Source organism: Lentzea tibetensis (genome assembly GCF_007845675.1).
Classification (GTDB): Bacteria; Actinomycetota; Actinomycetes; order Mycobacteriales; family Pseudonocardiaceae; genus Lentzea; species Lentzea tibetensis.
Genome location: NZ_VOBR01000022.1, coordinates 47,479 through 70,609, shown reverse-complemented (window position 1 = coordinate 70,609; position 23,131 = coordinate 47,479). Strand labels below are relative to the sequence as shown.

The following is a 23,131-nucleotide window of genomic DNA, read 5'->3' as shown; positions in this document are numbered from 1 at the left end:
ACGGAGGGGCACATGGACTTCACGCTCGACGAGGAGCAGAAGGAGATCCGGGACTGGGTCCGGACGTTCGTGCGCAAGGAGATCGTCCCGCTCGAGCCCGAGGTGCTGCGCCGCGAGCGCGCGGGCCAGCAGGGACTGCCGCGCGACGAGCTCAAGGCGTTGCAGGACAAGGCGAAGCAGGCCGGCTTCTTCGGTGTGCTGACGCCGCAGGAGTACGGCGGCATGGGACTGGGCGCGATGATGACCGCGCTGATCGAGGCCGAGCTCGGCCGCACGTTCGTGCCGTTCCGCTTCGGCGGCTACGCGGACAACATCCTGTTCCACGGCAACGACGAGCAGAAGCAGCGCTACCTCGTGCCGACGATCTCCGGCGAGCGCATCTCGTGCTTCGCGATCACCGAGCCCGGTGCGGGTTCGGACGCGAAGGCCATCCGCACGTCGGCCGTCCGCGAGGGCGACGAGTGGGTGATCAACGGCGAGAAGACGTTCATCACGCAGGGCAACGAGGCCGACTTCGTCATGGTGTTCGCCGTGACGGACAAGGAGAAGGGCGCCAACGGCGGCGTCACGTGCTTCCTCGTCGACCGCGACATGGGCTGGAAGTCCGAGCCGATCCCGACGATGGGCCAGTGGGGTCCGGCGGCGCTGGTGTTCGACAACGTGCGGGTGCCGCACGAGAACATCCTCGGCGAGGAGGGCCGCGGTTTCGAGCTGGCCATGCAGTGGATCGGCCAGGGCCGGTACCTGCTGCCCGCGCGTGCGCTGGGTTCGGTCGAACGTCTGGTGGAGATGGCGATCGAGCAGGCCAAGAACCGCGTGACGTTCGGCCAGCCGATCGCCGAGTACCAGGCGATCCAGTGGATGATCGCCGACTCCGCGATGGAGATCGAGGCGCTGCGCTGGCTCGTGCTGCACGCGGCGTGGCTCGTCGACCAGGGCGCGGACTCGCGGCAGGCGCAGTCCATCGCGAAGCTCTACGGCGGCATCAAGGCCAACGAGATCGTCGACCGGGTGCTGCAGATCCACGGCGGCATGGGCTACACGCGTGAGCTGCCGATCGAGCGGTGGTACCGCGAGCTGCGGCTGCTGCGGATCTACGAGGGCACCGACGAGATCCAGCGCCGCACCATCGCCCGCAACCTGCTCAAGGGCCACTCCAAGGTGACCGGCACGCTGGGCTGATGCTCGACCACTCGATCCTCGGCGTCGTCGAGGTCCGCGAACAGTCGTGGACCGCAGGCGACGCCGAGGTGTACGCCGCCGCGGTCGGCGGCGACTCCCCCGCGTTCCCGATCACGCTCGCCCAGCACGGCGGGCCGCAGCTCGGGCTCACCGGGGCGGACATGACGCAGGTGCTGCACGCGACGCAGTCGCTCGTGCTGCACCGGCCGCTGCCCGCGGCGGGCACGATGCCGGTGACCAGGACAGTCACCGACATCTTCGACAAGGGCTCCGGCGCGCTGGTCGTCAGCACCTGGGACACCCCGTACTTCAGCACCCGGTCGTCGTGCTTCGTCAAGGGCGAGGGCGGGTTCGGCGGACCGCGCGGTGAGTCGCCCGCGTTCACCGTTCCCGACCGTGCGCCGGACACGACGTGGACGTTCCAGACCAGCGACGACCAGGCGCTGCGCTACCGCGAGACCGGCGACGTCAACCCGATGCACGCCGACCCCGAGTTCGCCCGGCGAGCCGGCTTCTCGCGGCCGATCCTGCACGGCCTGTGCACCCTGGGCATCACGCTGCGGCACATCGAACTGTCAACAGTCGACTGTCGATTCACCGCACCCGTCTACCCCGGCCAACTGTTGACAGTCGACTGTTGGCGGACCGGCGAGTTCCGCACCCGCACCGACCGCGTCGTCCTCGTCGGGAAGGCTGTCTAGTCGGGCAGGCTCTTGATGATCTGGGCGCACGTCCGCGACAGGTGTCGGCGCATGATCTGAGCGGCCTTCTCCCAGTCCTGCTGCTCGATGAGCTCGATGAGCTCGTCGTGGTCGTCGAGCGACCCGTGCTGATGCTGGGGGTCGTCCGGCAGACCGGTGCGCGTCAGGATGACCTTCTGCTGCACGAGCCGGACCTGCTCGGCGATGTGCGGGCTGCGCGCCGCCTCGAGCAGCGCCTGGTGGAACGCCAGGTCGAGCCGGTGCGGGAACTTCACCCCCGCGTGGTAGTTCTTCCGCGACTCCTTGGAGACCGCCCGCATCCGGTCGAGGTCCTGCTCGGTCCGCCTGGTGGCGGCGAGCTTGGCGGCCTCGCACTCCAGCGCGGTGCGCAGCTCGAACAGCGCGCGCACCTCGGCGGCGTCGGCGAACGGCACGCGAGCGCCCTTGTGCGGGACGAGCTCGACGAGCCCCTCGGCGGCGAGTCCCCTGATCGCTTCCCGCAGCGGGCCTCGGGAGATCCCGAGGCGGTTGGCGACCTCGACCTCGTTCACGCGGGCGCCGGGGAGGATCTCACCGGTCAGCACCAGCTCGCGCAGTGCGTCGAGAGCCTGGCCTGCGAGCGACAGGTGCAGGGGCTGTGTCACATCGGTCTCCAAGAGCTGGACGGTAGTCCAAGAAAAACTGTAAACTGTCGACAGTTGGCAGTTACGGGAGGAGGGCGCATGCACGAGGTCGTGGCCGAGGTTTGGCGAGGCGATTTCCTGGAGTCGGTGCACCACGGCACCCTTGTCGCGTTCAACGACAGCACCAAGTTCGAGGTCGGCAGGCCCGACCTGGTGACGTTCCCCCGCTCATCGAACAAGCCCCTCCAGGCCCTCGCGATGCTGCGCAGCGGCCTCGAGCTGGACGGCGAGCTGCTGGCGCTCGCGTGTGCGAGCCACTCCGGAGAAGACTTCCACGTCGAGGGTGTGCACCGCATCCTGGCCATGGCAGGCCTCGACGAGTCCGCTCTCCAGTGCACCGCCGACCTCCCGCTCGGCGAGGAGGCCCAGAAGCGGCACCTCGCGCTCGGCCGCGCTGCGGAGCCCAAGTACATGAACTGCTCCGGCAAGCACGCCGCGATGCTCCTGACCTGCGTGAAGAACGGCTGGTCGACCGAGGACTACCTCAACCCGGAGCACCCGCTGCAGCAGGCGGCCAAGCAGACCATCGAGGACCTCGCGGGCGAGCCGGTCGGCGCGCTCGGCGTCGACGGCTGCGGCGCCCCGATCTTCGGCATCAGCCTCAACGGCCTGGCCAGGGCGTTCGGCAAGCTCGCGAGCGCGCGGCCCGGCACCCTCGAGCACCGCGTCGCCACGGCGATGAACACCTACCCCGAATGGGTCGGCGGCACCGGCCGCGACGTCACCACCCTGATGCGCGCCATCCCCGGCGCGGTCGCCAAGGACGGCGCTGAGGGCGTCTACGCCATCGGCCTGCCCGACGGCTCCGCGGTCGCGCTGAAGATCGCCGACGGCTCGACGCGCGCCCGCGCCGTCGTGGTCGTCGAGGCGCTGCGCCTGCTCGGCGCGGACGTCGAGGGCGTGCTGGAGCTGGCCACCGTGCCCGTACTCGGGCACGGGCGGACGGTCGGCGCGGTCCGGCCCGCGCTTCCGCTCCCGGTCGCCTGCTGACACCCAACTGTTGACAGCCCACGCGGGCCGCACGCGCCGACAGCCAACTGTCGACACTTGCCGATCGCGGCACCTGCCGACAGCCAACTGTTGACACCTCTCCACCGGCACTGCTGCTGACAGCCGACTGTCGACAGCCATCGGCCTCAGTACCCGGCTGTCGACAGTCGGCATCTTCACCCCCACCCGCCCGGCGGGCGCAGTCCCCCTGCGCCCGGCGGGCGGGTGGCGTTTCGACACTCTCCGTTGCCGTTGACCCGCACCCAACGGGTCGCCCATTACGCTGTGGCACATGGCCAAGCAGCCGGATGAGCACGACCGGTTCACCGACGACCTGATCGGCCTCGACCCGCACGACCCCGAGGCCAAGGAGTTCGCGGAGCACCTCGACCGCATGGAGCGGGAGCACCCCGGCTACACGGTCGAGGGCTACCTGGCGGGCGTGCAGGACTTCGCGGAGTCCGCGAACCGCACGACCGGTCACCGCCGCCTGATCGCGGTGCTCGTGGTCGGGCTCATCCTGCTGGGCGTCGTGCTGTCGGTGTGGTTCGCGCTCGGCGACATCATCGTGCTGATCTTCTGAAACCTGATCTTCTGGTCACACGCGGGAAGCCCGCGGGCGCCGACGACGTTGTAGGAGACATGGAAACCACCCCCAAGGTCGTCCGCTCCGACGAGGAGTGGCGGACACTGCTGAACCCCGCCGAGTACCAGGTGCTGCGCAAGGCGGGCACCGAGCGCGCGTTCACCGGCGAGTACACGGACACCAAGACGAAGGGTGTCTACGAGTGCCGGGCGTGCGGTGCGGAACTGTTCCGCAGCGACGCCAAGTTCGAATCGCACTGCGGCTGGCCGAGCTTCTTCACGCCGCTCGCGGGTGAGGCCGTGGTGCTGCGCGAGGACGTGTCGATGGGCATGCGCCGCGTCGAAGTGGTATGCGCGACGTGCCACAGCCACCTGGGCCACGTGTTCGAGGGAGAGGGTTATCCCACCCCCACGGACCAGCGGTACTGCATCAACAGCATCAGCCTGAAGCTGGTTCCTGCCGAATAGTGGACAAGCAGGTTCGCTTGCCCTTCATCCATAGAGGATGGTCATGGGAAGACCGGTGACGCAGACTGGACCGGTCCGAACAGAACCTGGGAGGCGACAATGACGTTCATGGGCACGGACGGCGAGGGATCCAGCGGCTGCGACGGCGGTGCGTCGAGCTGAGCGGCCAACCCTAAGGCTTCCTCAAAACGCTTGTCCCACTGTGGTCCACCCCACACCATTGACCGCACAACGGCAGTCAGGGGGTGGACCACGTGGAGCGTCCTTGGGGATTGTCGGGTCCGGAGTTCCTCGAGCTCTACTGGATCGCGCTCGCCGCGCTCGTGGTGTTCGCGATCATCGTCCGGGTGCGCGCCCGCTCGGGAAACAGCCAGCCGGTGCGCACCCTGGATCTCGACGAACTGGCTTATCTGGCCGGAGGACCGCGGCGCGTGGTCGAGGCGTCGCTCGCCCGGCTGCTCGCCGCTGAGGCACTGCGCACGTCGCGGCGTGGCGCGGTGCAGGTGACCGGGGTTCCGGTGGTGAACCCGGTCGACCAGGCCGTCGTCGAAGACGCGCAGCGGTACACCAACCGCACCATCTACCTGCTCGTCCCGAAGGTCGCCGAGCACCACGCCGTGACGTCGATCGGCACGCGGCTGGTCGAGGCGGGACTGGTGATCGACCGCGACGAGGTTCGTTCGCGGCTGCGCAGGGGTGCGCTGCCGCTGTGGGTGCTGCTCGCGGTCGGCATCGCCCGCTGGTTCAACGGAATCACGATCGACGCGCCCGTCGGGTGGCTGACGCTCCAGCTGGTCGTCACCGGGTTGCTGATCTTCATCGTCACCCGCCGCGGCAAGCTCATGCGCACGTCCAAGGGGGACCGTGTGCTCCAGGAAGCTCGTGCCAGCGGCACCACAGGGGGTGTGACCAGCCCGGCGTCCGTCGAGTACGCGGGGGCCGCCGGGCTGGTCGCCCTGGGCGGCCTCGCCGCCTACCCGGACCTCACGGTGCGCAGCTCGCTGCTGGCCGCACCGGCGGGCGGAACGACCGGCTACGTCGGCGGCAGCTGCGGCGCCAGCACCTCCTCGTGCTCCAGCGGCGGCGGTAGCAGCAGTTGTTGCGGCGGTGGGGGTTGCGGCGGCGGCTGCGGCGGCGGTGGGGGTTGACCCTGTTCGTCGCCGCGTACGCGGTCGCGCTGCTCGCGGCGGTGCTGCTCGGCCTGCGCGTCAAGGAGGTCCGCGGCGCCGAGCGCGCGGAACCGTTGTCCCACGAGGAAGTCGGCTACCTCGGCGGCGGCCCGGCCCGTGCGGCCGAGGTCGCCGTCGCGGCACTCGTGTCGGAGAACAGGGCGAAGTTCGCCGGTGACCGGCTGGCCGCCGTCGAACCCGCCGAGCCGGCGGACAGTCCGATCGGGACCGTCGTGCTCTCGCTGGCCGGCCACCGCGTCGACGACGTCGTGCGGACCACCGCGGACAGCGACGCCGTGCGACGGCTCGGACACGCACTGCTCACCCAGGGCTTTCTGGTCACGCCAGTACGACGGCTGCGGCGCGCGATCGCGGCGGTGCTCCTGCTGTTCCTGCTGGGCGCACTGCTCTTCGTGCACGGCGACTGGACACCGTGGACGGTCGGCGCGGGCCTGCTGACCGCGGCGGCGATCGTCGGGCTGCTGGCCACGCCACCGCCGGTGCTGACGCGCGCGGGCAGCTACGCGCTGTGGGCGGCCACCATCGGACTCGCGCCGGTGGAACCAGCCGAGCTCACCGCACGCTACGGCCTGCGCCGCCCAGCGCCACCCGAGCCGGGGAAACCGAGAAAAGTCGTCCAGACCGCCACATTCGACGGCCAGACCGTGGAACGGATCGACACCACCGAAGCGTCTGAGAGTCAGCTCCCGCGGCCCCGCAGGAGCGCCACACCCCAGGACGATCCGCCACCGCGGCGGGTCGTCTGGGCCGCCGGGTGGTTCGCCGGCGGGTGGCTGGCGAGCAGTTGGCTGGGCGATGCGGACTTCAGCGACATCGGAGACATTTTCGACGCCTGACCGCGACGCGGGACCATTCCGCGTAACGACGCATCGCGCATCACCGAGTAAACGGTTGGTTCACCGGCGGGGTGACTGGCGAGCAGTGGCTCAGTGAGGTGGCGATGACGACTTCCCCAACGAAAGCGACCAAGGGCGCCGTGACGCCCGAGGAGCTCGGCTACCTGGTCGGCGGCCCCGGCCGCGCCACCGAGACGGCGATCGCGGGCCTGCTCGACGCCGGCCGCATCCGGATCTCCCGCCAGGGAGTCATCACCGTCATCGGCGGGCACTGGAACCCGACCCCGTTGCAGGCACAGGTGATGAGCGGCCACCACGGCCACCTCAGCACCGTCGCCAAGGCGGTCGCGTTCAGTCCCGCCGCCGACGCGCTGCGTGAGCACCTCGTCGGCCGCGGGCTGGTGAACCGCACGCGCGGCGGCAAGCTGAACACCCTGCTGTGGACGGTCGCGATCATCACCGTCGGCGTGGGCTTCGTGATCGGGGCGAACGACATGGTGCCGCTCATCGCGACGGCGGCCGGACTGGTCGTGCTGGCCCAGTTCTTCCGGCCCAGGAAGCCGCTGACGGCCGCGGGCAGGCGGATCGTCAGGAAGGCCGTGCCGCGCGGCCGGGTCGAGGCCGTCGCGGTGCACGGTCTGCGTGGCAGGATCAACCGGCGTCCGGTCGCCGCGTTCTTCGAACTACCGGAGGATGTCGTCCGGCAGCTGCCCACGCGCAGCACCAAGAAGAAGTCGAACGACGACGGCGGCAGCAGCTGCGGGAGTGGTTGCGGCAGCAGCAGTTGCTCATCGGGTGGTAGTAGCTGCGGCGGCGGTAGCAGCTGCGGTGGCGGAGGTTGTGGCGGCGGAGGAGGAGACTGATGACGACTTCGACACAGGCGTCGACGGTCACGCCGGAAGAACTGGGCTTCCTGGTCAGCGGACCCGGCAGGGCGAGCGAGGTCGCGCTGGCGCGGCTGCTCGACGCCGGCCTGATCCGGATCTCCCGCCAGGGCCTCGTCAGCGCGGTCGAGACGCCGGGCAACGGCGCCACGCCGCTGGAGGCGCAGATGCTCGCGTCCCTGCGCATCAGCCCGCAGAACCTCGACGTGATCACCAAGACGACCGCCTACAGCCCGGCCACCGAGTCGCTGCGCCAGCACCTGCTGGCGCGCCGCCTGATCGGCAAGCCGCGCAAGGGCGCGCTCTACCCGTGGGCGTGGATCATCGCCATCCTCACCTTCGTCATCGGCCTCGGTGCGGACAACTTCCTCCCCTACCTGCTCGTCGCCGTCGCGGTCGCCGTGCTGGGCGTGGTGTTCCTCCGTCGCAAGGGACACCTGACCGGGGCGGGCAAGCGCGTGGTCAAACGAGCCGCGGCGCTCGACCGGGTCACGGCCGTCGCCGTGTACGGGCTGCGCGGCAAGATCTTCAACCAGCCCGTCTACGCGATGTTCGGCCTCACCGCGAGCGTGGTCGGCATGCTCCCGGTGCGCAGGATCAAGAAGCGGGTCCGCGAGGACACCGGCGTCGGCAGCTGCGGGACCAGCTGCGGCAGTTCGTGCAGCAGCTGCTCGTCGGCCAGCTCGTGCTCGTCGAGCTCGAGCTCCTGTTCGTCGAGCAGCTGCTCGTCGTCGAGCTCCAGCAGCTGCAGCAGCAGCAGTTGCTCGTCGAGCAGCAGCAGCTGTAGCAGCAGCAGTTCCAGCGACTGACATGATCACGGCCAGCGGCGAAGGGGGACTCCGATGAGCGAGCTGCCCAGGCTGGGCGTCGGCATCGGCTGGCGCTCGGAGATCGACATCACCGTCGAGCGGCTGCCCGGTGTGGACTTCGTCGAGGTCGTCGCGGAGAACATCCACATCGGACACATCCCGGAGTCCGTTGTCCTGCTGAGGGAACGCGGCGTGCCGGTGCTCCCCCACGGCGTGTCGCTGTCGCTCGGCGGGGCGGACGAGGTGGACGCGCAGCGGGTCAAGCACCTGGCCGAGGTCGCCGAGGCGCTGGACGCGCCGCTGGTGAGCGACCACGTGTGCTTCGTCCGCGCGGGCGGGCTCGACTCGGGCCACCTCATGCCGGTACCCCGCACCCGCGACGCGCTGGACGTGCTCGTCGCGAACGTCAAGGCGGCGCAACAGGATCTGCCCGTTCCGCTCGCGCTGGAGAACGTCGCCGCGCTGCTGGAGTGGCCGGACGGCGAGCTGTCGGAGGGCCAGTTCCTCGCCGAGCTCGTCGAGCGCACGGACTGCTACCTGCTCGTGGACGTCGCGAACCTGTACGCGAACGCGCGCAACCTGGGCACCGACCCCGAGCGGTTCCTCGACGAGATCCCCTTGGAGCGCCTGGCGTACGTGCACGTGGCCGGAGGCGTCGAGCACGGCGAGGTCTACCACGACACGCACGCGCACGCCGTGCTGCCCGAGGTGCTCGGCCTGCTCGACGAGCTGTGCTCCCGCGTCGCGCCACCCGGCGTGCTGTTGGAACGCGACGACAACTACCCGTCCGACACCGAGATCGCGACCGAGCTCGCCGCGATCCGCGAGGTCGTGGAGAAGCACCGGTGACCGACGCGCGCGAGCGGCTCGCCGCCGCGCAGGCCGAGCTGTTGCGGGCGCTGCTCGCCGACGGCCCGATTCCGGCGGGATTCGACGAGAGCAGGTTCGTCGTAGAACGACGCGCGCTGTTGTCGAAACGACGCGGTGTCGCCGCGATGCTCGGCCCTGAGGTCGCGAACGAGCTCGGTGAACGATTCCGGCCGCTGTTCGACGCATACGCCACCGCACACCCCCGAACGGCGGGCAGCAGGGCGCGCGAGGACGCCGCGAACTTCGCGGATTGGGCACGGGAACGCGGAGAGCTGCCACCTGTTGAGACGCCGCGGAAGCGCTGGTGGCGTCGCTCGTCCTGACGGACTGTCAAGCGTTTCGAATGAATCGATCCAACGCGACTGAAAGTGGCATCGGGGCTAGCGAATCATTTTCCAGATTCACCCGAACGGCCCTGACTGCCGATCATCACCCGTCGATAGTTTCGATCTCGTCGGGGGACGTTAGTTCATTCTCAGTTCAGATATTTGTTGGTGCACAACGTCTTCCGGCCTGCGCGATCCACAGCGCGCAGAATGTTGACCGGGAGGTGTCTGTTGAGTTCCAACCAACTGCGACGACGCGGCCGATGGGGATCAGCCGCAGTCGCATTGCTCGGACTGATACTCGCCGCGGCCGTGGTGAATCCGGCCGTCGCACAGCAACAGTCCACAATGGGCGGTCAAGCACCCGCACAGGCGAAATCCGACCAGACCCGCAGCGTCACGCTCATCACGGGTGACCGGGTCGTCGTCCAGGACGGCAAGCCGACGGCCATCGTGCGAGCGAAGGGCCGGGAGAACGTCAAGTTCGTCCACCAGCGGTACGGCGGCCACACCTACGTGCTGCCCGAGGACGCGCTGGAGCCCGTCGCGAGCGGCAAGGTCGACCGCAGGCTGTTCGACGTCACCGGGCTCATCCAGTTCGGCTACGACGACGCCAAGCGCAAGACGCTGCCGGTGCTCGTCACGAGGGACGCCGCGGCCGGCGTGCAGGTGACCAGGGCGTTGGCGGGCACGGAGCTGTCCGCCGCTCAGGCCCCCCGCACCGCGGACAGCTGGCAAGCGCTTGCTGCGGGCGCCGGCAAGGTCTGGCTGGACGGCATGCGCACGACCAGCCTCGACAAGAGCACCAAGCAGATCGGCGCGCCCGCCGCGTGGCAGGCCGGGTACACCGGCAAGGGCGTGAAGGTCGCCGTGCTGGACACCGGGGTCGACGCCGACCACCCGGATCTCAAGGGCAAGCAGCTCACCGAGAAGAACTTCACCGAGGACCCGGACAACACGGACACGGTCGGCCACGGCACGCACGTCGCGGCCACCATCGCCAGCGGTGACGCGACGTTCCGCGGTGTCGCACCGGACGCGCAGATCCTCGACGGCAAGGTCTGCACGGAGGGGGGCTGCGCCGAGTCGTGGATCCTCGACGGCATGCGCTGGGCCGCTGAGCAGGGCGCGGACGTCGTGAACATGAGCCTCGGCGGCATGGACACACCGGACGTCGACCCGCTGGAGGACGCGGTCAACAAGCTGTCCGCCCAGTACGGGACGCTCTTCGTGATCGCGGCGGGCAACTCCTACACGTTCGAGCCGGTGTCCTCGCCGAGCACCGCGGACGCGGCGCTGAGCGTGGGCGCGGTCGACCGCGACGACAGCCTCGCCCCGTTCTCCAGCCGCGGCCCGCGCAAGGGCGACGGCGCGGTCAAGCCCGAGGTGACGGCACCCGGCGTCGGCATCGTGGCCGCCAAGGCGGGCACGACCGAGCGCCTCGCGGCGTCCGGCACGTCGATGGCGACCCCGCACACCGCGGGCGCGGCGGCGCTGCTCGCGCAGCAGCACCCGGACTGGACCGGTGCGCAGATCAAGGCGCAGCTCATCGCGTCCGCGAAGCCGAACCCGGCGAACACCGCGTTCGAGCAGGGTGCGGGCCGGATCGACGTCGCGAAGGCCATCACGCAGACGATCACGGCCGACCCGGTGACCGTGGCGCTCGGCAACCAGCCGTGGCCGCACAACGACGACAAGCCGGTCACCAAGGAGGTCACCTACCGCAACTCGGGCACCAGCGACGTCGCACTCGACCTGCGGATCGACTCCAACGCCCCGGCCGGGATGCTCGCGGTGTCGCCCGCGAAGCTGACGGTGCCCGCGGGCGGCTCGGCGAAGGCCTCCGTCACCGGTGACAGCCGGGTCGGCACGACCGACGGCGCGTTCTCGGGCGCGGTCGTCGCGTCCTCGGGCGCGGTGTCCGCGCGGACGCCGGTCGGCATCCAGCGCGAGGTCGAGTCGTACAACGTCACGGTCAACACCACGGGCCGCGACGGCAAGCCGACCGAGAACCACCGCACGCTCCTGATCAACGTGGACGGCCCAGGGTTCGTCGACGTGCCGAGGGAGGCGGACGGCAACGCGGTCGTGCGCGTGCCGAAGGGCCACTACTACGCCGAGTCGCTGCTGCTGGGCGCGCCCGGCGCGAAGGCGATCGACGTCGAGACCTACTCGGACGTCGACGTCACCCGTGACCTGGTGGTGGACTTCGACGCGCGCAAGGCGAAGCCGATCTCGATCACCGGGCCCGACCCGGCCGTGACGCAGACCGACGCGGTCATCGTGCACAACCGCACGGGCAAGGGGGGCGGTCTGTTCTCCGGTGTGTCGCTGGGGACCTTCGAGGACGTCGGCGTCGCGGGCTTCGGCCCGAAGCTGACGGCCAAGGAGTTCACCGCCGGGTTCAGCGCGGGCTTCACGTCGGCCGACGCCACGCGGCACGTGTACGCGTTCGAGGAGAACGGCCTCACGCCGACCGGCTACGCGAAGAAGGTCTCGAGGCCGGAGCTCGCCGAGGTGCGCACCAAGATCGGCCCGCTCATCGCCGGACGCCACGGCGTGTTCGGCGTCGGTCCGGTGTTCCCGAGCGGCAACGGGTTCACGGCGCTGTACGAGTCGCCCGCGCCAGGCTCGGTGAAGTACCTGGTCAACACCGAGAAGGGCTTCCAGTGGGGACGGTCGTACTGGCAGCTGAAGGGCCAGGAGTTCCCGCCGGAGGTCGTGCTCGGCGCCCCTGCTGAGACCTACCGGGCGAGTCGCTCCTACGACGAGCGCATCAACTTCGCCGTGTTCGGGCCCGCGCTCAACTCCGAGTTCGCGAACATCGGGCGGCAGGGCGACAACATCGGCGTCGGGGTCCCGATGCACGCCGAGCAGGCGGACGGCCGCGGCAACTCGTACGTGTTCGACACGGCGTCCACGAAGCTGTACCGCGACGGGAAGCTGATCGGGCAGAGCCCGTACCCGTCCAACGGTCTGTTCGAGAACGTTCCCGGTGGTGCGGCCACGTTCAAGGTGGACGGTGAGATCACCCGCAGCACCACCGAAACTTCAACGAAGGTCACGACCAGTTGGACCTTCCGGTCCGACACGGTTCCTGGTAACGAGTTCAAGTCTGTGCCGCTGTCGGTCGTCCGGTTCGAACCGGAGCTGTCGGACAGCAACTCGGCGCAGGCCGGAAAGCTGCTGCGCGTACCGCTGCGCGTGCAGCAGTCGAAGGGAGCGGACAACGGCCGGATCAACCGGGTCACCGTCGAGGTGTCGTTCGACGACGGCAAGACGTGGCAACGGGTTCCGGTCGTGGGTGGCAAGGCGCTGGTGCACAACCCCGGCAAGGCGGGTTTCGCCTCGCTGCGGGCGAAGGCCAGTGACACGTTGGGCAACTGCTCCGAGGTCACGGTCATCCGCGCCTACAAGATCGCCTAACTGAACAGGGACCAGGATGCGCAGGCTCGCCGGCTGGCGGCGAGCCTGCGCATCGTCGTGTACTCGCGAATCGGAGATTCGTCATGCACCGCAAGAAAACAGGTGCTCTAGCGGCACTTGCCCTACTGGTCGGCGCGACGACGGCGGCGGTCGCCGCGCCGGCACAGGCAGCACCTCTCCCCTCGCCATCGGGCGAGGGTTCTCCCGTGTCGATCACGCTCATCACCGGCGACAAGCTGCTGGTGAACGCCGGCGGCACGGTCGTGAACGCACAGCCCGCTCCGGGCCGCGAGCACATCCCGCTCAGCACCACCAGGGAGAACGGCCGGACGCACGTCGTCCCGGTCGACGTGACCCCGTTGCTGGCAGCGGGAAAGCTCGACAAGCGACTGTTCGACGTGAACACGCTGCTCGAGTTCGGCTACGACGACGCGCACGTGAACCAGCTGCCGCTGATCATCGGCGGCCACGGGGTCATGGCCGCGAGATCCGCTGAGAGCTGGCGAGCGCTCAGCACCAGCCCGGAGATGACCGGGCCGGGCAAGATCTGGCTGGACGGCATCCGCAAGCCGGTGCTGGACCGCAGCGCGGCCCAGATCGGCGCACCCGCCGCGTGGCGCGAGGGCATCACCGGCCGGGACGTGAAGGTCGCCGTACTGGACACCGGCATCGACGGCAACCACCCCGACCTCAAGGGCAAGGAGGTCGCCGAGAGGAACTTCACGAACGATCCGGACAACACCGACAAGGTGGGACACGGCACGCACGTCGCGTCCACAGTTGCCAGTACCGACTCGAAGTACCGCGGCATCGCACCGGACGCCCAGCTGATGGACGGCAAGGTGTGCGAGACCAACCAGTGCGCCGACTCGGCGATCCTCGAAGGCATGCGCTGGGCGGCCGAGCAGGGCGCCGACGTCGTGAACCTGAGCCTCGGCGGCACGGACACGCCGGAGATCGACCCGCTCGAAGAAGCCGTGAACGAGCTGTCCGCGCGCTACGGCACGCTCTTCGTCATCGCGGCCGGCAACTCCGGCGGCAAGGAAACCGTTGCCTCGCCCGGAAGTGCGGACGCCGCGCTGACCGTCGGGGCGGTCGACAGGGACGACAACATCGCCCCGTTCTCCAGCCGCGGCCCGCGCGTCGGTGACGGTGCGATCAAGCCCGACGTCACGGCACCCGGTGTCGGCATCGTGGCCGCGAAGGCCGGAACCACCGACCACATCGCGTTCTCCGGAACGTCCATGGCGACCCCGCACGTCGCGGGCGCCGCGGCGCTGCTGAAGCAGGAGAACCCGGACTGGACCGGCTCGCAGGTCAAGGCCGCGCTGATCAGCTCGGCCAAACCGACCGCGAACCTCACGCCGTTCGAGCAGGGCGCCGGGCGCATCGACGTCGCCAGGGCGATCACGCAGACGGTGACGGCCGAGCCGGGCAACCTGCACCTCGGGTTCCAGTCGTTCCCGCACAACGACGACAAGCCGCTCAACAAGCCGGTCACGTACGTGAACCCGACCGAGGACCCGATCACGTTCGCGGTCAGCGTGAAGACGAGCGCGCCGTCCGGCCTGTTCGCGGCGGGCACCAGCACGGTGACCGTCCCCGCGGGCGGCAAGGCGAGCGTCCCGGTGATCGCGGACACGCGGGTGAGCGCGGCGGGCGGCCTGTTCACCGCCGTCGTCACGGCGACCGCGGGTGACCTGGTGCTGCGGACGCCGGTGAGCGTCAACAGCGAGGTCGAGAGCTACGACGTGACGTTCTCCTACCTCGACCGCGACGGCAAGCCCACGGCGAACTACTCGCCGTACCTCATCGGGTTCGACACGGACAAGCGCCCGTCGCTCTACGACCCGAACGGCAAGATCACCGTGCGGGTGCCGAAGGGCAACTACTCGACGCACGCCTCCATCAGGACGGGCCCGAACTACGACATCGTGGCGCGGCCGAACCTGCTCATCACGGCGAACACCACCGTCGTGCTGGACGCGCGGACGACCAAGCCGCTCGAAGTGACGTTCCCGAGCGAGACGACCGGGTGGCCGAGCGGCGACATCAGCTGGGTGCGCTCGCGCAACAACCTCACCGCGGTGAACAGCATGTTGTTCTTCGGCGGCTTCAGCAACGTGGGCATCGCGCACCTCGGCGACAGCCTGCCGGACACCGAGTTCAGCATGTCGATCGGCTCGCAGGCCAGGCTCGCGGGCGAGGAGCTGGCCTACTACCGGTTCGCGTGGGAACGCTCGGGTTCGCTGCCGACGGGCTTCGTCCGGCACCCGCGCAAGGAGGACCTCGCGCGGATCGAGAACTCGATCGGCCAGCAGGAGCCGGGCAAGCAGTACTACAAGGGCATGTACCCGGTGTACCAGCGAGGTGGCCTGCGGACGACGTCGCTGTTCACCGTTCCCGGTGGTGCGAAGCCGGTCGAGTACGTCACCACGGACTCCGGCTGGCAGCCGTTGGTCTACCAGCTCGGCAGCGGCACCTTCGTGTTCGACGTGAGCCAGACGGGACTTCCGCGCACCTACCGGCCGAGTGAGCGGGTCACCGAGCGGCTGAACTACGCCGTGTTCGGTCCGTCCATCCCCACCGGACTCTCGATGGGCCGGTTCAACAACACGTTCTACGCGTACGCGCCGATGCTCACCGACAGCGGCGGCGGCAGCGGGTCGTCGAAGCAGACCTCGGCGACCAGTGCGTTGTACCGCAACGATGTCAAGGTGTACGAGACGCCGCGTGCGGGATACGCCTACACCGAGGTTCCCTCGGAGGCGGCCGACTTCCGGCTGGAGACTCACCTGACGCGTCCGTTCGAGTTCAGCACCGAGGTCAGTGCCAAGTGGACGTTCCGCTCGGCGTACACGAACGGCACCTACTACACGCCGGTGCCGATGTCCGTGCTGCGGTTCACGCCGAAGCTCGACGACGCCAACGCGTTGCGGGCGGGCAGGCTGCAGCGCATCCCGCTGGTCGTCGAGCAGCAGGCGGGCGCGGACCAGGGACGGGTCCGGTCGATCGAGGTCGAGTCGTCGTTCGACGACGGCAAGACGTGGCGGCGCGCGGGCGTCGTCGGCACCAGTGCGTTGATCTACCACCCGGACGCCGAGGGCTACGTGTCCCTGCGCGGCCGGACCACTGACACCAAGGGCAACACGTCGGAGATCACCATCATCCGCGCCTACAAGGTGACCAGGTAGGGGGATTTTTCATGCACAGCAGGAAAATCGCATGGGCGTTGATCGCCTGTGCGCTCGCTCTCGGGAACGCGACGGCGACGGCGGCCGCCGCACCCAGGGGCGAGCAACGAGCGGTCACGCTCATCACCGGTGACAAGGTCCTCGTCGACGCGGGCGGTCGCGTGCTGACCGTCCACCCCGGCGCGGGCCGCGAGCACGTCAAGTTCACCAAGACGCAGGACCGCGGGCACACGTCCGTCGTCCCGCACGACGCGCTGGCGGCGCTGGCGCAGGACAAGCTCGACCGCAGGCTGTTCGACGTCACCACGCTGCTGGAGTTCGGCTACGAGGACGCCAGGACGAACCAGCTGCCGCTGATCGTCGGCGGGCACGGCGTGCTGTCCGCGCGGTCCGCCGGCGCCTTCACGGCGTTGCGGGACAACGGTCAGAAGGTCTGGCTGGACGGCATCCGCAAGCCCAGCCTGGACAAGAGCGTCAAGCAGATCGGCGCGCCCGCCGCGCACCGCGCCGGGATCACCGGCAAGGGCGTCAAGGTCGCCGTGCTCGACACCGGTGTGGACGCGAACCACCCGGACCTCAAGGGCAAGCAGGCGGTGGAGAAGAACTTCACCGACGACCCGGACAACACGGACAACGTCGGCCACGGCACGCACGTCGGCTCCACGATCGCCAGCGGTGGCGCCACCTACGGCGGTGTCGCACCGGACGCGCAGATCATGGACGGCAAGGTCTGCGTCGACTACGGGTGCCGCGAGTCGTGGATCCTCGACGGCATGCGCTGGGCCGCCGAGGAAGGTGCGGCCGTCGTGAACCTCAGCCTCGGCGGTCCGGACTCCGAGGAGATCGACCCGCTCGAGGAGATGGTCAACGTGCTGTCCGAGCAGCACGGCACGTTGTTCGTCATCGCGGCGGGCAACAGCGGCTACGGCGGCAAGGAAACCGTTGCCTCACCGGGTAGTGCGGAGGCGGCGCTGACCGTCGGCGCGGTCGACCGGGACGAGTCCATCGCCCCGTTCTCCAGCCGCGGCCCGCGCATCGGCGACGGCGCGATCAAGCCGGACGTGACGGCACCGGGCGTCGGCATCGTCGCCGCCAAGGCGGGCACGGCCGACCACATCGCGTACTCCGGCACGTCGATGGCCACCCCGCACGTCGCGGGCGCGGCGGCGCTGATCAAGCAGCAGCACCCGGACTGGACCGGTGCGCAGATCAAGGCCCTGCTCACCAGCACGGCCAAGCCGAACCCCGCGCTGGGCGCGTTCGACCAGGGCGCGGGACGCATCGACGTCGCCAAGGCGATCACCCAGCCCGTGGTGAGCCTGCCGAGCAACGCGGCCTTCGGTCTGCAGCGCTGGCCGCACGCCGACGACCCGCTGCTCACCCGGCACATCACCTACCTCAACCCGACCAGCGCGGCGATCACGTTCGACGTGAAGGTGGAGAGCAACGCTCCGGCGGGGCTGTTCTCGCTGGGCGGCACCAAGGTCACCGTTCCCGCGGGCGGCAAGGCGTCCGTCCCGCTCGTCGCGGACACGCGGGCGGGCGCGAAGGACGGCGTGTTCACCGGGCAGGTCACCGCGACCTCGGGTGCGCTGACGGTGCGGACGCCGTTCAGCGTCAACCGCGAGGTCGAGAGCTACGACGTCACCATGGAGGTGCTCGACCGCGAAGGCAAGCCGTCGGACACCAACTTCATGACGTTCACCGGTGTGGACGTGGACAAGTCGGTGTACCCGTCGGCACCCGCAGGTTCGGCGAAGCTGCGGCTGCCCAAGGGCAAGTACAACGCCTACGGCTACGTGCTGTCCGGTGGCGGGTTCGACATGCTGGTCCGGCCGGAGGTGGTCGTCAGCGGTGACGCGAAGGTCACCTTCGACGCGCGCCAGGCGAAGCCGGTCGACATCAAGATCCCCGACCAGCCCGGCGACTTCCAGATCGGTGAGCTCGGCTACACGCGCACCATCCAGGGCAGGCCGTACGGCTTCACGCTGATCAGCTTCGGCGGGTTCGGCAACACCCGGTCGCTCCACATCGGAGGTGACCTGCCCGCCGACCAGATGTCGTCGATGGTGGCGTTCCAGTCGAACAGCGCGAGCGACGACGCGACGTTCTACCGGTTCGCGTGGGAGCAGCCGGGCAGGTTCTACACCGGCTTCACCGCGGCCCCGCAGAAGAAGGAGCTGGCGCGCACCGAGACGAAGTTCGCCTCCGTGCTCCCCGGCGCGGCCGCGTCGAAGGGCGCGTGGGCCGTCACCGACCGCGGCGGCGGCGGTTCGGCGATCTACCAGGTGCCCGCGGGCAAGACCGCGGTGGACTACTTCACCACCTCTACGCGGTGGGAGCACCTGGGCTACCTGGACCGCAGGCCGGACGGTGCGGGTGCGTACAGCGGGGCGAAGCGCTACGTGGCCGGTGAGACCTATCCGGAGCGCTTGTTCTTCGGTGTCACCGGTCCCGCGCTGCCCGAGTCGCAGTACCCGTACGCGGGCCGGGACGGCGACGACCTGTTCGCCGGGATCCCGTTGTTCGCCGACGAGAACAACGGCAGCGGATCGTCCAGTGTGGAGTCGGCGAAGTCGGCGCTGTACCGCGACGGCGTGCTGGTCGGCGAGACCGACCGGGTCGGCGGCGGCTACTTCCAGAAGCTGCCCGCGGCGGCCGGTTCCTACCGGCTGGAGACCGAGGCCAGGCGCACCGGCGGGTTCGAGCTGAGCACCACGGTCAAGGCCGCGTGGACGTTCCGCTCGGCGCGCACGCAGCCAGGTGAGCCGGCGCCGTTGCCGGTCGCGGTGGTCAAGTTCCGGCCGAAGCTCGACGACACCACGTCGACGAAGCCGGGTCTGCTGCGGGTGCCGTTCACGGTGCAGCGGCAGGCGGGCGGCAGCTACGGCCGGGTCGACGTCGAGTACTCGTTCGACGACGGCAAGTCGTGGCGCCGGGCGGGCGTGGTGGGCGACACCGCGCTGATCCACCACCCCGACGCCAACGGCTACGTCTCCCTGCGGGCCAAGGCGTCCGACGACCAGGGCAACTCGTTCGAGCAGACGGTCATCCGCGCCTACAAGGTGACCGCCAGGTAAGCAACGCCATGAGGGGAGCTTTGCCAGCGCAGACCGCTGGGAAAGCTCCCCTCACGGCGTTCACGGCAGGTTCGTGACCAGTTCCGCGGCCGGGACGCGGGTGCCCGTGTAGAAGGGGATCTCCTCGCGCACGTGCAGCCGCGCCTCGGTGCCGCGCAGGTGCCGCATCAGGTCGACGATCCGGTGCAGCTCGTCCGCCTCGAACGCGAGCATCCACTCGTAGTCGCCGAGCGCGAACGACGCGACCGTGTTCGCGCGCACGTCCGGGTAGTCCCGCGCCTCCTTGCCGTGGTCCGCCAGCATCTTGCGGCGGTCCTCCTCCGGCAGCAGGTACCACTCGTAGGACCGCACGAACGGGTAGACGCAGACGTACTTGCGCGGCTCCTCACCCGCGAGGAACGCGGGGATGTGGCTGCGGTTGAACTCGGCGGGCCGGTGCAGCGCGACCTGCGACCAGACCGGCGTGCTGACCCGGCCGAGCGGGGTGCGGCGGAAGCCGGTGTAGGCGGCCTGCACCTGCTCGATCTCCTCGGAGTGCCACCAGATCATGTAGTCCGCGTCCGCGCGCAGGCCGGCCACGTCGTACACGCCGCGCACCACGACGCCCTTGGACTCGAGCGCGTCGAGGTAGTTCTGCGTCTCGGCCGCGGCGGGACCGCGGTCCTCGGGGAGACGACCGGGTTCGACCCGGAACACCGACCACATGGTGTAGCGGATCGTGTCGTTGAGCTCGGTGTAGTTCAGACGCGCCATGCCTCAATCCTCTCAAACGCCGTCAGCGGCGGACGCGGCCCAGCAGGTGTGCTGCGACACGGGCCGCGGCGGCGTCGGCGGTGGCGATGCACGCCGGGATGCCGACGCCGTGCAGGGTGGCGCCCGCCACGGCGACGCCGGGCAGCTCCCCCACCGACTTCTCGATGCTCGACACCAGGTCGAGGTGTCCCACGCCGTACTGCGGCAGCCCGCCGCCCCACCGCTGCACCACGTACTCGATCGGCGCGGCGGTGATGCCGGTCAGTTCCTTCAGATCAGCGCGCACGGCCTTCACCAGGTCCGCGTCGCTGCGCTGGAGCAGCGCGGTCTCGCCGTGCCGCCCGACGGACCCGCGCACGAGCACCGGCTCGCCGAGGTGGGCCCACTTGCGGCTGGAGAACGTGAACGCCTTGGCCGTGAACGGCGTGATCGCGTCGGAGTAGCGCTCCTTCTCGGCGAGCAGCACGCCGGAGCGTTCCGGCAGCTCGGTGCCGGGCGGCAGCGCCATCGCGACCACGGCCATCGAGGCGACCTCGACCTTGCCGTACGCGGCGGACGCCTGCGGCGCGATGTCGCCGAGCAGCTTGCGGGCCGACGGCGCGGGCACGGCGAGCACGACGCCGTCGCACTCGACGTACTGCGGCGACGCGGCGGACCCGATCTCCAGGCGCCAGCCGTTCGAACGCCACGACAGCACGCGCACCGGCAGCCCGAGCCGGATCTCCGGGCGCGCGGCGCGTGCGAGCGCTTCCACCAGCGTCGACAGCCCACCGCGCAACGTGCCGAACACGGGCGGGCGCTCGGCGCGGGCCTGCGGCGGCGCGGGCATCGTCATCGCGGCGGCGGCCAGCAGCGAGCCGACGCCCTTGTCCAGCAGCGTCGCGATCTGCGGCATCGTCGCGCGCAGGCCCAGCTCGTCCGCGCGGCCCGCGTAGACGCCGCCGAGCAGCGGGCCGACCAGCCGGTCGCCGACCTCGGGGCCGAACCGCTCGCGCATGAGCGAGCCGACGGCGATGTCGCTGCCGCGCAGGTCGATGGGCGGCAGCGACGGTTCCATCTCGACGCGCAGCGCGCCTTCGGAGGAGAGCATGGGCCGCACGGCCTCGACCGACGCGGGGATGCCCATCATCGTGTGCGAGGGCATCGCGCGGGTCTCGCCGGCGGCGTGGATCGACGCGCCGAAGTGCGTCGGGTGCACGACCTCCGACGAGAGGCCGAGCTCGGCGATCAGCTCGGCGGCCTCGGGGCGGCGGTGCAGGAACGCCTCGGCTCCCACGTCGTAGGCGCGGCCCGCCAGTTCGACCGTGCGCAGCTTGCCGCCGAGGCGGTCGGACTGCTCGACGATCGTGATGACCGCCGTCGGGCCGAGCAGCATGCGCAGCCGGTGCGCGGTGGCGAGACCGGAGATTCCGCCACCGACGACCACGACGTGGAGCGGTCTCACAAGCTGTGGATCAGCTCGACGGTGCGGGTGATCACTTCCGGATCCGTGTCCGGCAGCACACCGTGACCGAGGTTGAAGATGTGGCCCGCCGCGGCCTTGCCCTCGGCGTGGATGCGCCTGACCTCGCGCTCCAGCGCCTCCCACGACGAGAACAGCAGCGTCGGGTCGAGGTTGCCCTGCACGACCGGTTTCGGCTGGTCCGGCGCGGCGGCCTCGAGCCTGCGCACGGCCTCGTCCAGCGGGATGCGCCAGTCGACGCCGACGACGTCGGCACCGGCCTCGCGCATCGCGGGGAGCAGCTCGCCCGTGCCGACGCCGAAGTGGATGCGCGGCACGCCCGTGACGCTGCCGAGCACCCGCGCGGAGTGCGGCATGACCAGGTCGCGGTAGGTGCGCTCGGACAGCGCGCCCGCCCACGAGTCGAACAGCTGGACCGCGGAAACGCCGGCCTCGACCTGGATGCGCAGGAACTCGCCCGCGATGGCCGCGATCTTGCCGAGCAGCTCGTGCCAGGTCTCGGGGTCGGAGTGCATGAGCGCCTTGGTGCGCTCGTAGTTGCGGCTCGGACCGCCTTCGATCAGGTACGACGCGAGCGTGAACGGCGCGCCGGCGAAACCGATCAGCGGGACGCCGTTCAGCTCCTTCACCAGCAGCTGGATCGCGTCGACGACGGGCTGGACCTGCTCGGCGTGCAGCTCGGGCAGGCGGTCCACGTCGGCGGGCGTGCGCACCGGGTTCGCGATCACCGGGCCGACGCCGGGGACGATGTCGAGGTCGACACCGGCGGCCTTGAGCGGCACGACGATGTCGCTGTAGAGGATGGCGCCGTCCATGTCGTGCCTGCGGACCGGCTGCATGGTGATCTCGCAGACCATCTCCGGGTCCATGCAGGCGTCGAGCATCGCGGTGCCCTCGCGGAGCTTGCGGTACTCGGGCAGCGAACGGCCCGCCTGGCGCATGAACCAGACCGGGGTGCGGGAAGGCGTGCCGCCGTGAGCGGCCACGAGGAGGGGGGCGTCTGCACTCATCTCGTCAGTCATGGTCCCACGTCTCGGCGTGCCGCTGTCACTCGGCTGGATTGCGAAGGCCTACAGTCAGTTGCGTGACCGAGCCGGAACTCTTCCGCCGGGCGGTGGGGACGCTCAAGTCGGTTCGCACCCGGCCCGAGATCGAACTCACCGAGGTGCGCCCGCCGCAGCGGCTCGCGCCGTGGGCGTTCGCGTTGACCGCGGAGGTCTCCGGCCCGTCCGACGAGCTGTCGACGGGGCGCCTCGTGCTGCTGCACGACCCGGACGGCGACGAGGCGTGGGGCGGAGTGCTCCGCGTCGTCGCCTACGTGCGCGTCGAGCTGGACCACGAGCTGGCGAGCGACCCGCTGCTGCCCGAGGTCGGCTGGTCGTGGCTGACCGAGGCGCTGGAGCTGTCCGGTGCGCGGTTCACCGCGCTCGGCGGCACGGTCACGCAGACGTCGTCCGCCCGGTTCGGCGACATCGCGGGTCCCGCGCGCACCGACGACCTGGAGTTGCGCGCGTCCTGGACGGCGCTGGACGGCGAGCTCGCCGAACACGGCACGGCGTTTTACGAACTGATGGCGACAGCCGTCGGACTACCGCCGGTCGGCGTCACCATTTTCGGCCAACGCTGATCACCCTCCGTTATTCGGTGCGGTCATTCATCTCAATACGCTGCTCTATGGTTCGGTACGAGCGT

Annotated in this window: 19 protein-coding genes; 15 read left to right on the top strand and 4 right to left on the bottom strand. The window is 70.0% G+C overall.

What is annotated here, in order from left to right:
* Positions 1–12: 12 nt before the first annotated feature.
* Positions 13–1,182, top strand: a complete 1,170-nt coding sequence (locus tag FKR81_RS29585; RefSeq protein ID WP_146356774.1) for an acyl-CoA dehydrogenase family protein — start codon at positions 13–15, stop codon at positions 1,180–1,182.
* On the top strand, positions 1,182–1,883 hold the full coding sequence (locus FKR81_RS29580) for a MaoC/PaaZ C-terminal domain-containing protein (protein ID WP_146356772.1): 702 nt from the start codon (positions 1,182–1,184) through the stop codon (positions 1,881–1,883). Before FKR81_RS29585 ends, FKR81_RS29580 begins: the two co-directional genes overlap by 1 nt.
* Here the strand turns inward: FKR81_RS29580 and FKR81_RS29575 are convergent.
* Positions 1,880–2,527: a GntR family transcriptional regulator gene (locus FKR81_RS29575; protein ID WP_146356770.1), complete on the bottom strand. Its 648-nt coding sequence runs from the start codon at positions 2,525–2,527 to the stop codon at positions 1,880–1,882. The genes FKR81_RS29580 and FKR81_RS29575 overlap by 4 nt on opposite strands.
* 78 nt (positions 2,528–2,605) lie before the next feature.
* Here FKR81_RS29575 and FKR81_RS29570 point away from each other — a divergent pair, with 78 nt between their 5' ends.
* From FKR81_RS29570 to FKR81_RS29515, 12 genes are all read left to right on the top strand, one after another.
* The gene (locus tag FKR81_RS29570) at positions 2,606–3,556 is read left to right on the top strand and encodes an asparaginase (RefSeq protein ID WP_146356768.1); all 951 of its coding nucleotides are present in this window, start codon (positions 2,606–2,608) and stop codon (positions 3,554–3,556) included.
* Between the two features lie 292 nt (positions 3,557–3,848).
* Positions 3,849–4,139 carry a hypothetical protein gene (locus FKR81_RS29565; RefSeq protein WP_146356766.1) on the top strand — a complete coding sequence of 97 codons (291 nt, stop codon included), beginning with the start codon at positions 3,849–3,851 and terminating at the stop codon, positions 4,137–4,139.
* 59 nt (positions 4,140–4,198) lie between these two features.
* The gene (gene msrB, locus FKR81_RS29560) at positions 4,199–4,609 is read left to right on the top strand and encodes a peptide-methionine (R)-S-oxide reductase MsrB (RefSeq protein ID WP_146356764.1); all 411 of its coding nucleotides are present in this window, start codon (positions 4,199–4,201) and stop codon (positions 4,607–4,609) included.
* A gap of 254 nt (positions 4,610–4,863) precedes the next feature.
* Complete coding sequence (locus FKR81_RS29555) at positions 4,864–5,757, top strand: TIGR04222 domain-containing membrane protein (protein WP_186763237.1); 894 nt, start codon at positions 4,864–4,866, stop codon at positions 5,755–5,757.
* The gene (locus tag FKR81_RS29550) at positions 5,754–6,635 is read left to right on the top strand and encodes a TIGR04222 domain-containing membrane protein (protein ID WP_186763236.1); all 882 of its coding nucleotides are present in this window, start codon (positions 5,754–5,756) and stop codon (positions 6,633–6,635) included. Before FKR81_RS29555 ends, FKR81_RS29550 begins: the two co-directional genes overlap by 4 nt.
* A 104-nt stretch (positions 6,636–6,739) precedes the next feature.
* The gene (locus FKR81_RS29545) at positions 6,740–7,498 is read left to right on the top strand and encodes a TIGR04222 domain-containing membrane protein (RefSeq protein ID WP_146356758.1); all 759 of its coding nucleotides are present in this window, start codon (positions 6,740–6,742) and stop codon (positions 7,496–7,498) included.
* On the top strand, positions 7,498–8,328 hold the full coding sequence (locus tag FKR81_RS29540) for a TIGR04222 domain-containing membrane protein (RefSeq protein ID WP_146356756.1): 831 nt from the start codon (positions 7,498–7,500) through the stop codon (positions 8,326–8,328). The genes FKR81_RS29545 and FKR81_RS29540 overlap by 1 nt, the downstream gene beginning before the upstream one ends.
* A 33-nt stretch (positions 8,329–8,361) precedes the next feature.
* A complete protein-coding gene (locus FKR81_RS29535; protein ID WP_146356754.1) occupies positions 8,362–9,177 on the top strand; it encodes a DUF692 domain-containing protein in 816 nt (271 codons plus the stop codon).
* Positions 9,174–9,521 (top strand): hypothetical protein, encoded by a 348-nt coding sequence (locus tag FKR81_RS29530; RefSeq protein WP_146356752.1) that lies wholly within the window; start codon positions 9,174–9,176, stop codon positions 9,519–9,521. Before FKR81_RS29535 ends, FKR81_RS29530 begins: the two co-directional genes overlap by 4 nt.
* Positions 9,522–9,809: 288 nt before the next feature.
* Complete coding sequence (locus FKR81_RS29525) at positions 9,810–12,950, top strand: S8 family serine peptidase (RefSeq protein ID WP_235921838.1); 3,141 nt, start codon at positions 9,810–9,812, stop codon at positions 12,948–12,950.
* A 206-nt stretch (positions 12,951–13,156) separates the two neighbouring features.
* Entirely contained in the window at positions 13,157–16,144 is a 2,988-nt protein-coding gene (locus FKR81_RS29520; RefSeq protein ID WP_186763235.1) for a S8 family peptidase, read from the top strand.
* Positions 16,145–16,155: 11 nt separating this feature from the next.
* Positions 16,156–19,224, top strand: coding sequence for a S8 family peptidase (locus FKR81_RS29515; protein WP_146356746.1), 3,069 nt, complete (start codon positions 16,156–16,158; stop codon positions 19,222–19,224).
* Positions 19,225–19,284: 60 nt separating this feature from the next.
* Here the strand turns inward: FKR81_RS29515 and hemQ are convergent, their stop codons facing one another.
* From hemQ to hemE, 3 genes are read right to left on the bottom strand one after another with little or no spacing between them, the layout of a single operon-like run.
* Positions 19,285–19,977 carry a hydrogen peroxide-dependent heme synthase gene (gene hemQ / locus FKR81_RS29510; protein ID WP_146356744.1) on the bottom strand — a complete coding sequence of 231 codons (693 nt, stop codon included), beginning with the start codon at positions 19,975–19,977 and terminating at the stop codon, positions 19,285–19,287.
* Between the two features lie 22 nt (positions 19,978–19,999).
* Positions 20,000–21,421, bottom strand: a complete 1,422-nt coding sequence (hemG, locus tag FKR81_RS29505; protein WP_146356742.1) for a protoporphyrinogen oxidase — start codon at positions 21,419–21,421, stop codon at positions 20,000–20,002.
* Positions 21,418–22,461 carry a uroporphyrinogen decarboxylase gene (gene hemE, locus FKR81_RS29500; RefSeq protein ID WP_146356740.1) on the bottom strand — a complete coding sequence of 348 codons (1,044 nt, stop codon included), beginning with the start codon at positions 22,459–22,461 and terminating at the stop codon, positions 21,418–21,420. Before hemE ends, hemG begins: the two co-directional genes overlap by 4 nt.
* Positions 22,462–22,523: 62 nt before the next feature.
* On the opposite strand from hemE, the gene FKR81_RS29495 reads away from it, so the two are divergent.
* Positions 22,524–23,066 (top strand): DUF3000 domain-containing protein, encoded by a 543-nt coding sequence (locus tag FKR81_RS29495; protein ID WP_146356738.1) that lies wholly within the window; start codon positions 22,524–22,526, stop codon positions 23,064–23,066.
* Positions 23,067–23,131: the final 65 nt, after the last annotated feature.

Excerpts from the sequence above, each read along its gene's own strand:
- hemE (WP_146356740.1), bottom strand. The coding sequence starts at position 22,461 with ATGACTGACGAGATGAGTGCAGACGCCCCCCTCCTCGTGGCCGCTCAC.
- FKR81_RS29585 (WP_146356774.1), top strand. The coding sequence starts at position 13 with ATGGACTTCACGCTCGACGAGGAGCAGAAGGAGATCCGGGACTGGGTC.
- FKR81_RS29570 (WP_146356768.1), top strand. The coding sequence starts at position 2,606 with ATGCACGAGGTCGTGGCCGAGGTTTGGCGAGGCGATTTCCTGGAGTCG.
- FKR81_RS29540 (WP_146356756.1), top strand. The coding sequence starts at position 7,498 with ATGACGACTTCGACACAGGCGTCGACGGTCACGCCGGAAGAACTGGGC.
- FKR81_RS29565 (WP_146356766.1), top strand. The coding sequence starts at position 3,849 with ATGGCCAAGCAGCCGGATGAGCACGACCGGTTCACCGACGACCTGATC.
- FKR81_RS29535 (WP_146356754.1), top strand. The coding sequence starts at position 8,362 with ATGAGCGAGCTGCCCAGGCTGGGCGTCGGCATCGGCTGGCGCTCGGAG.
- FKR81_RS29545 (WP_146356758.1), top strand. The coding sequence starts at position 6,740 with ATGACGACTTCCCCAACGAAAGCGACCAAGGGCGCCGTGACGCCCGAG.
- FKR81_RS29580 (WP_146356772.1), top strand. The coding sequence starts at position 1,182 with ATGCTCGACCACTCGATCCTCGGCGTCGTCGAGGTCCGCGAACAGTCG.
- msrB (WP_146356764.1), top strand. The coding sequence starts at position 4,199 with ATGGAAACCACCCCCAAGGTCGTCCGCTCCGACGAGGAGTGGCGGACA.
- FKR81_RS29515 (WP_146356746.1), top strand. The coding sequence starts at position 16,156 with ATGCACAGCAGGAAAATCGCATGGGCGTTGATCGCCTGTGCGCTCGCT.
- hemQ (WP_146356744.1), bottom strand. The coding sequence starts at position 19,977 with ATGGCGCGTCTGAACTACACCGAGCTCAACGACACGATCCGCTACACC.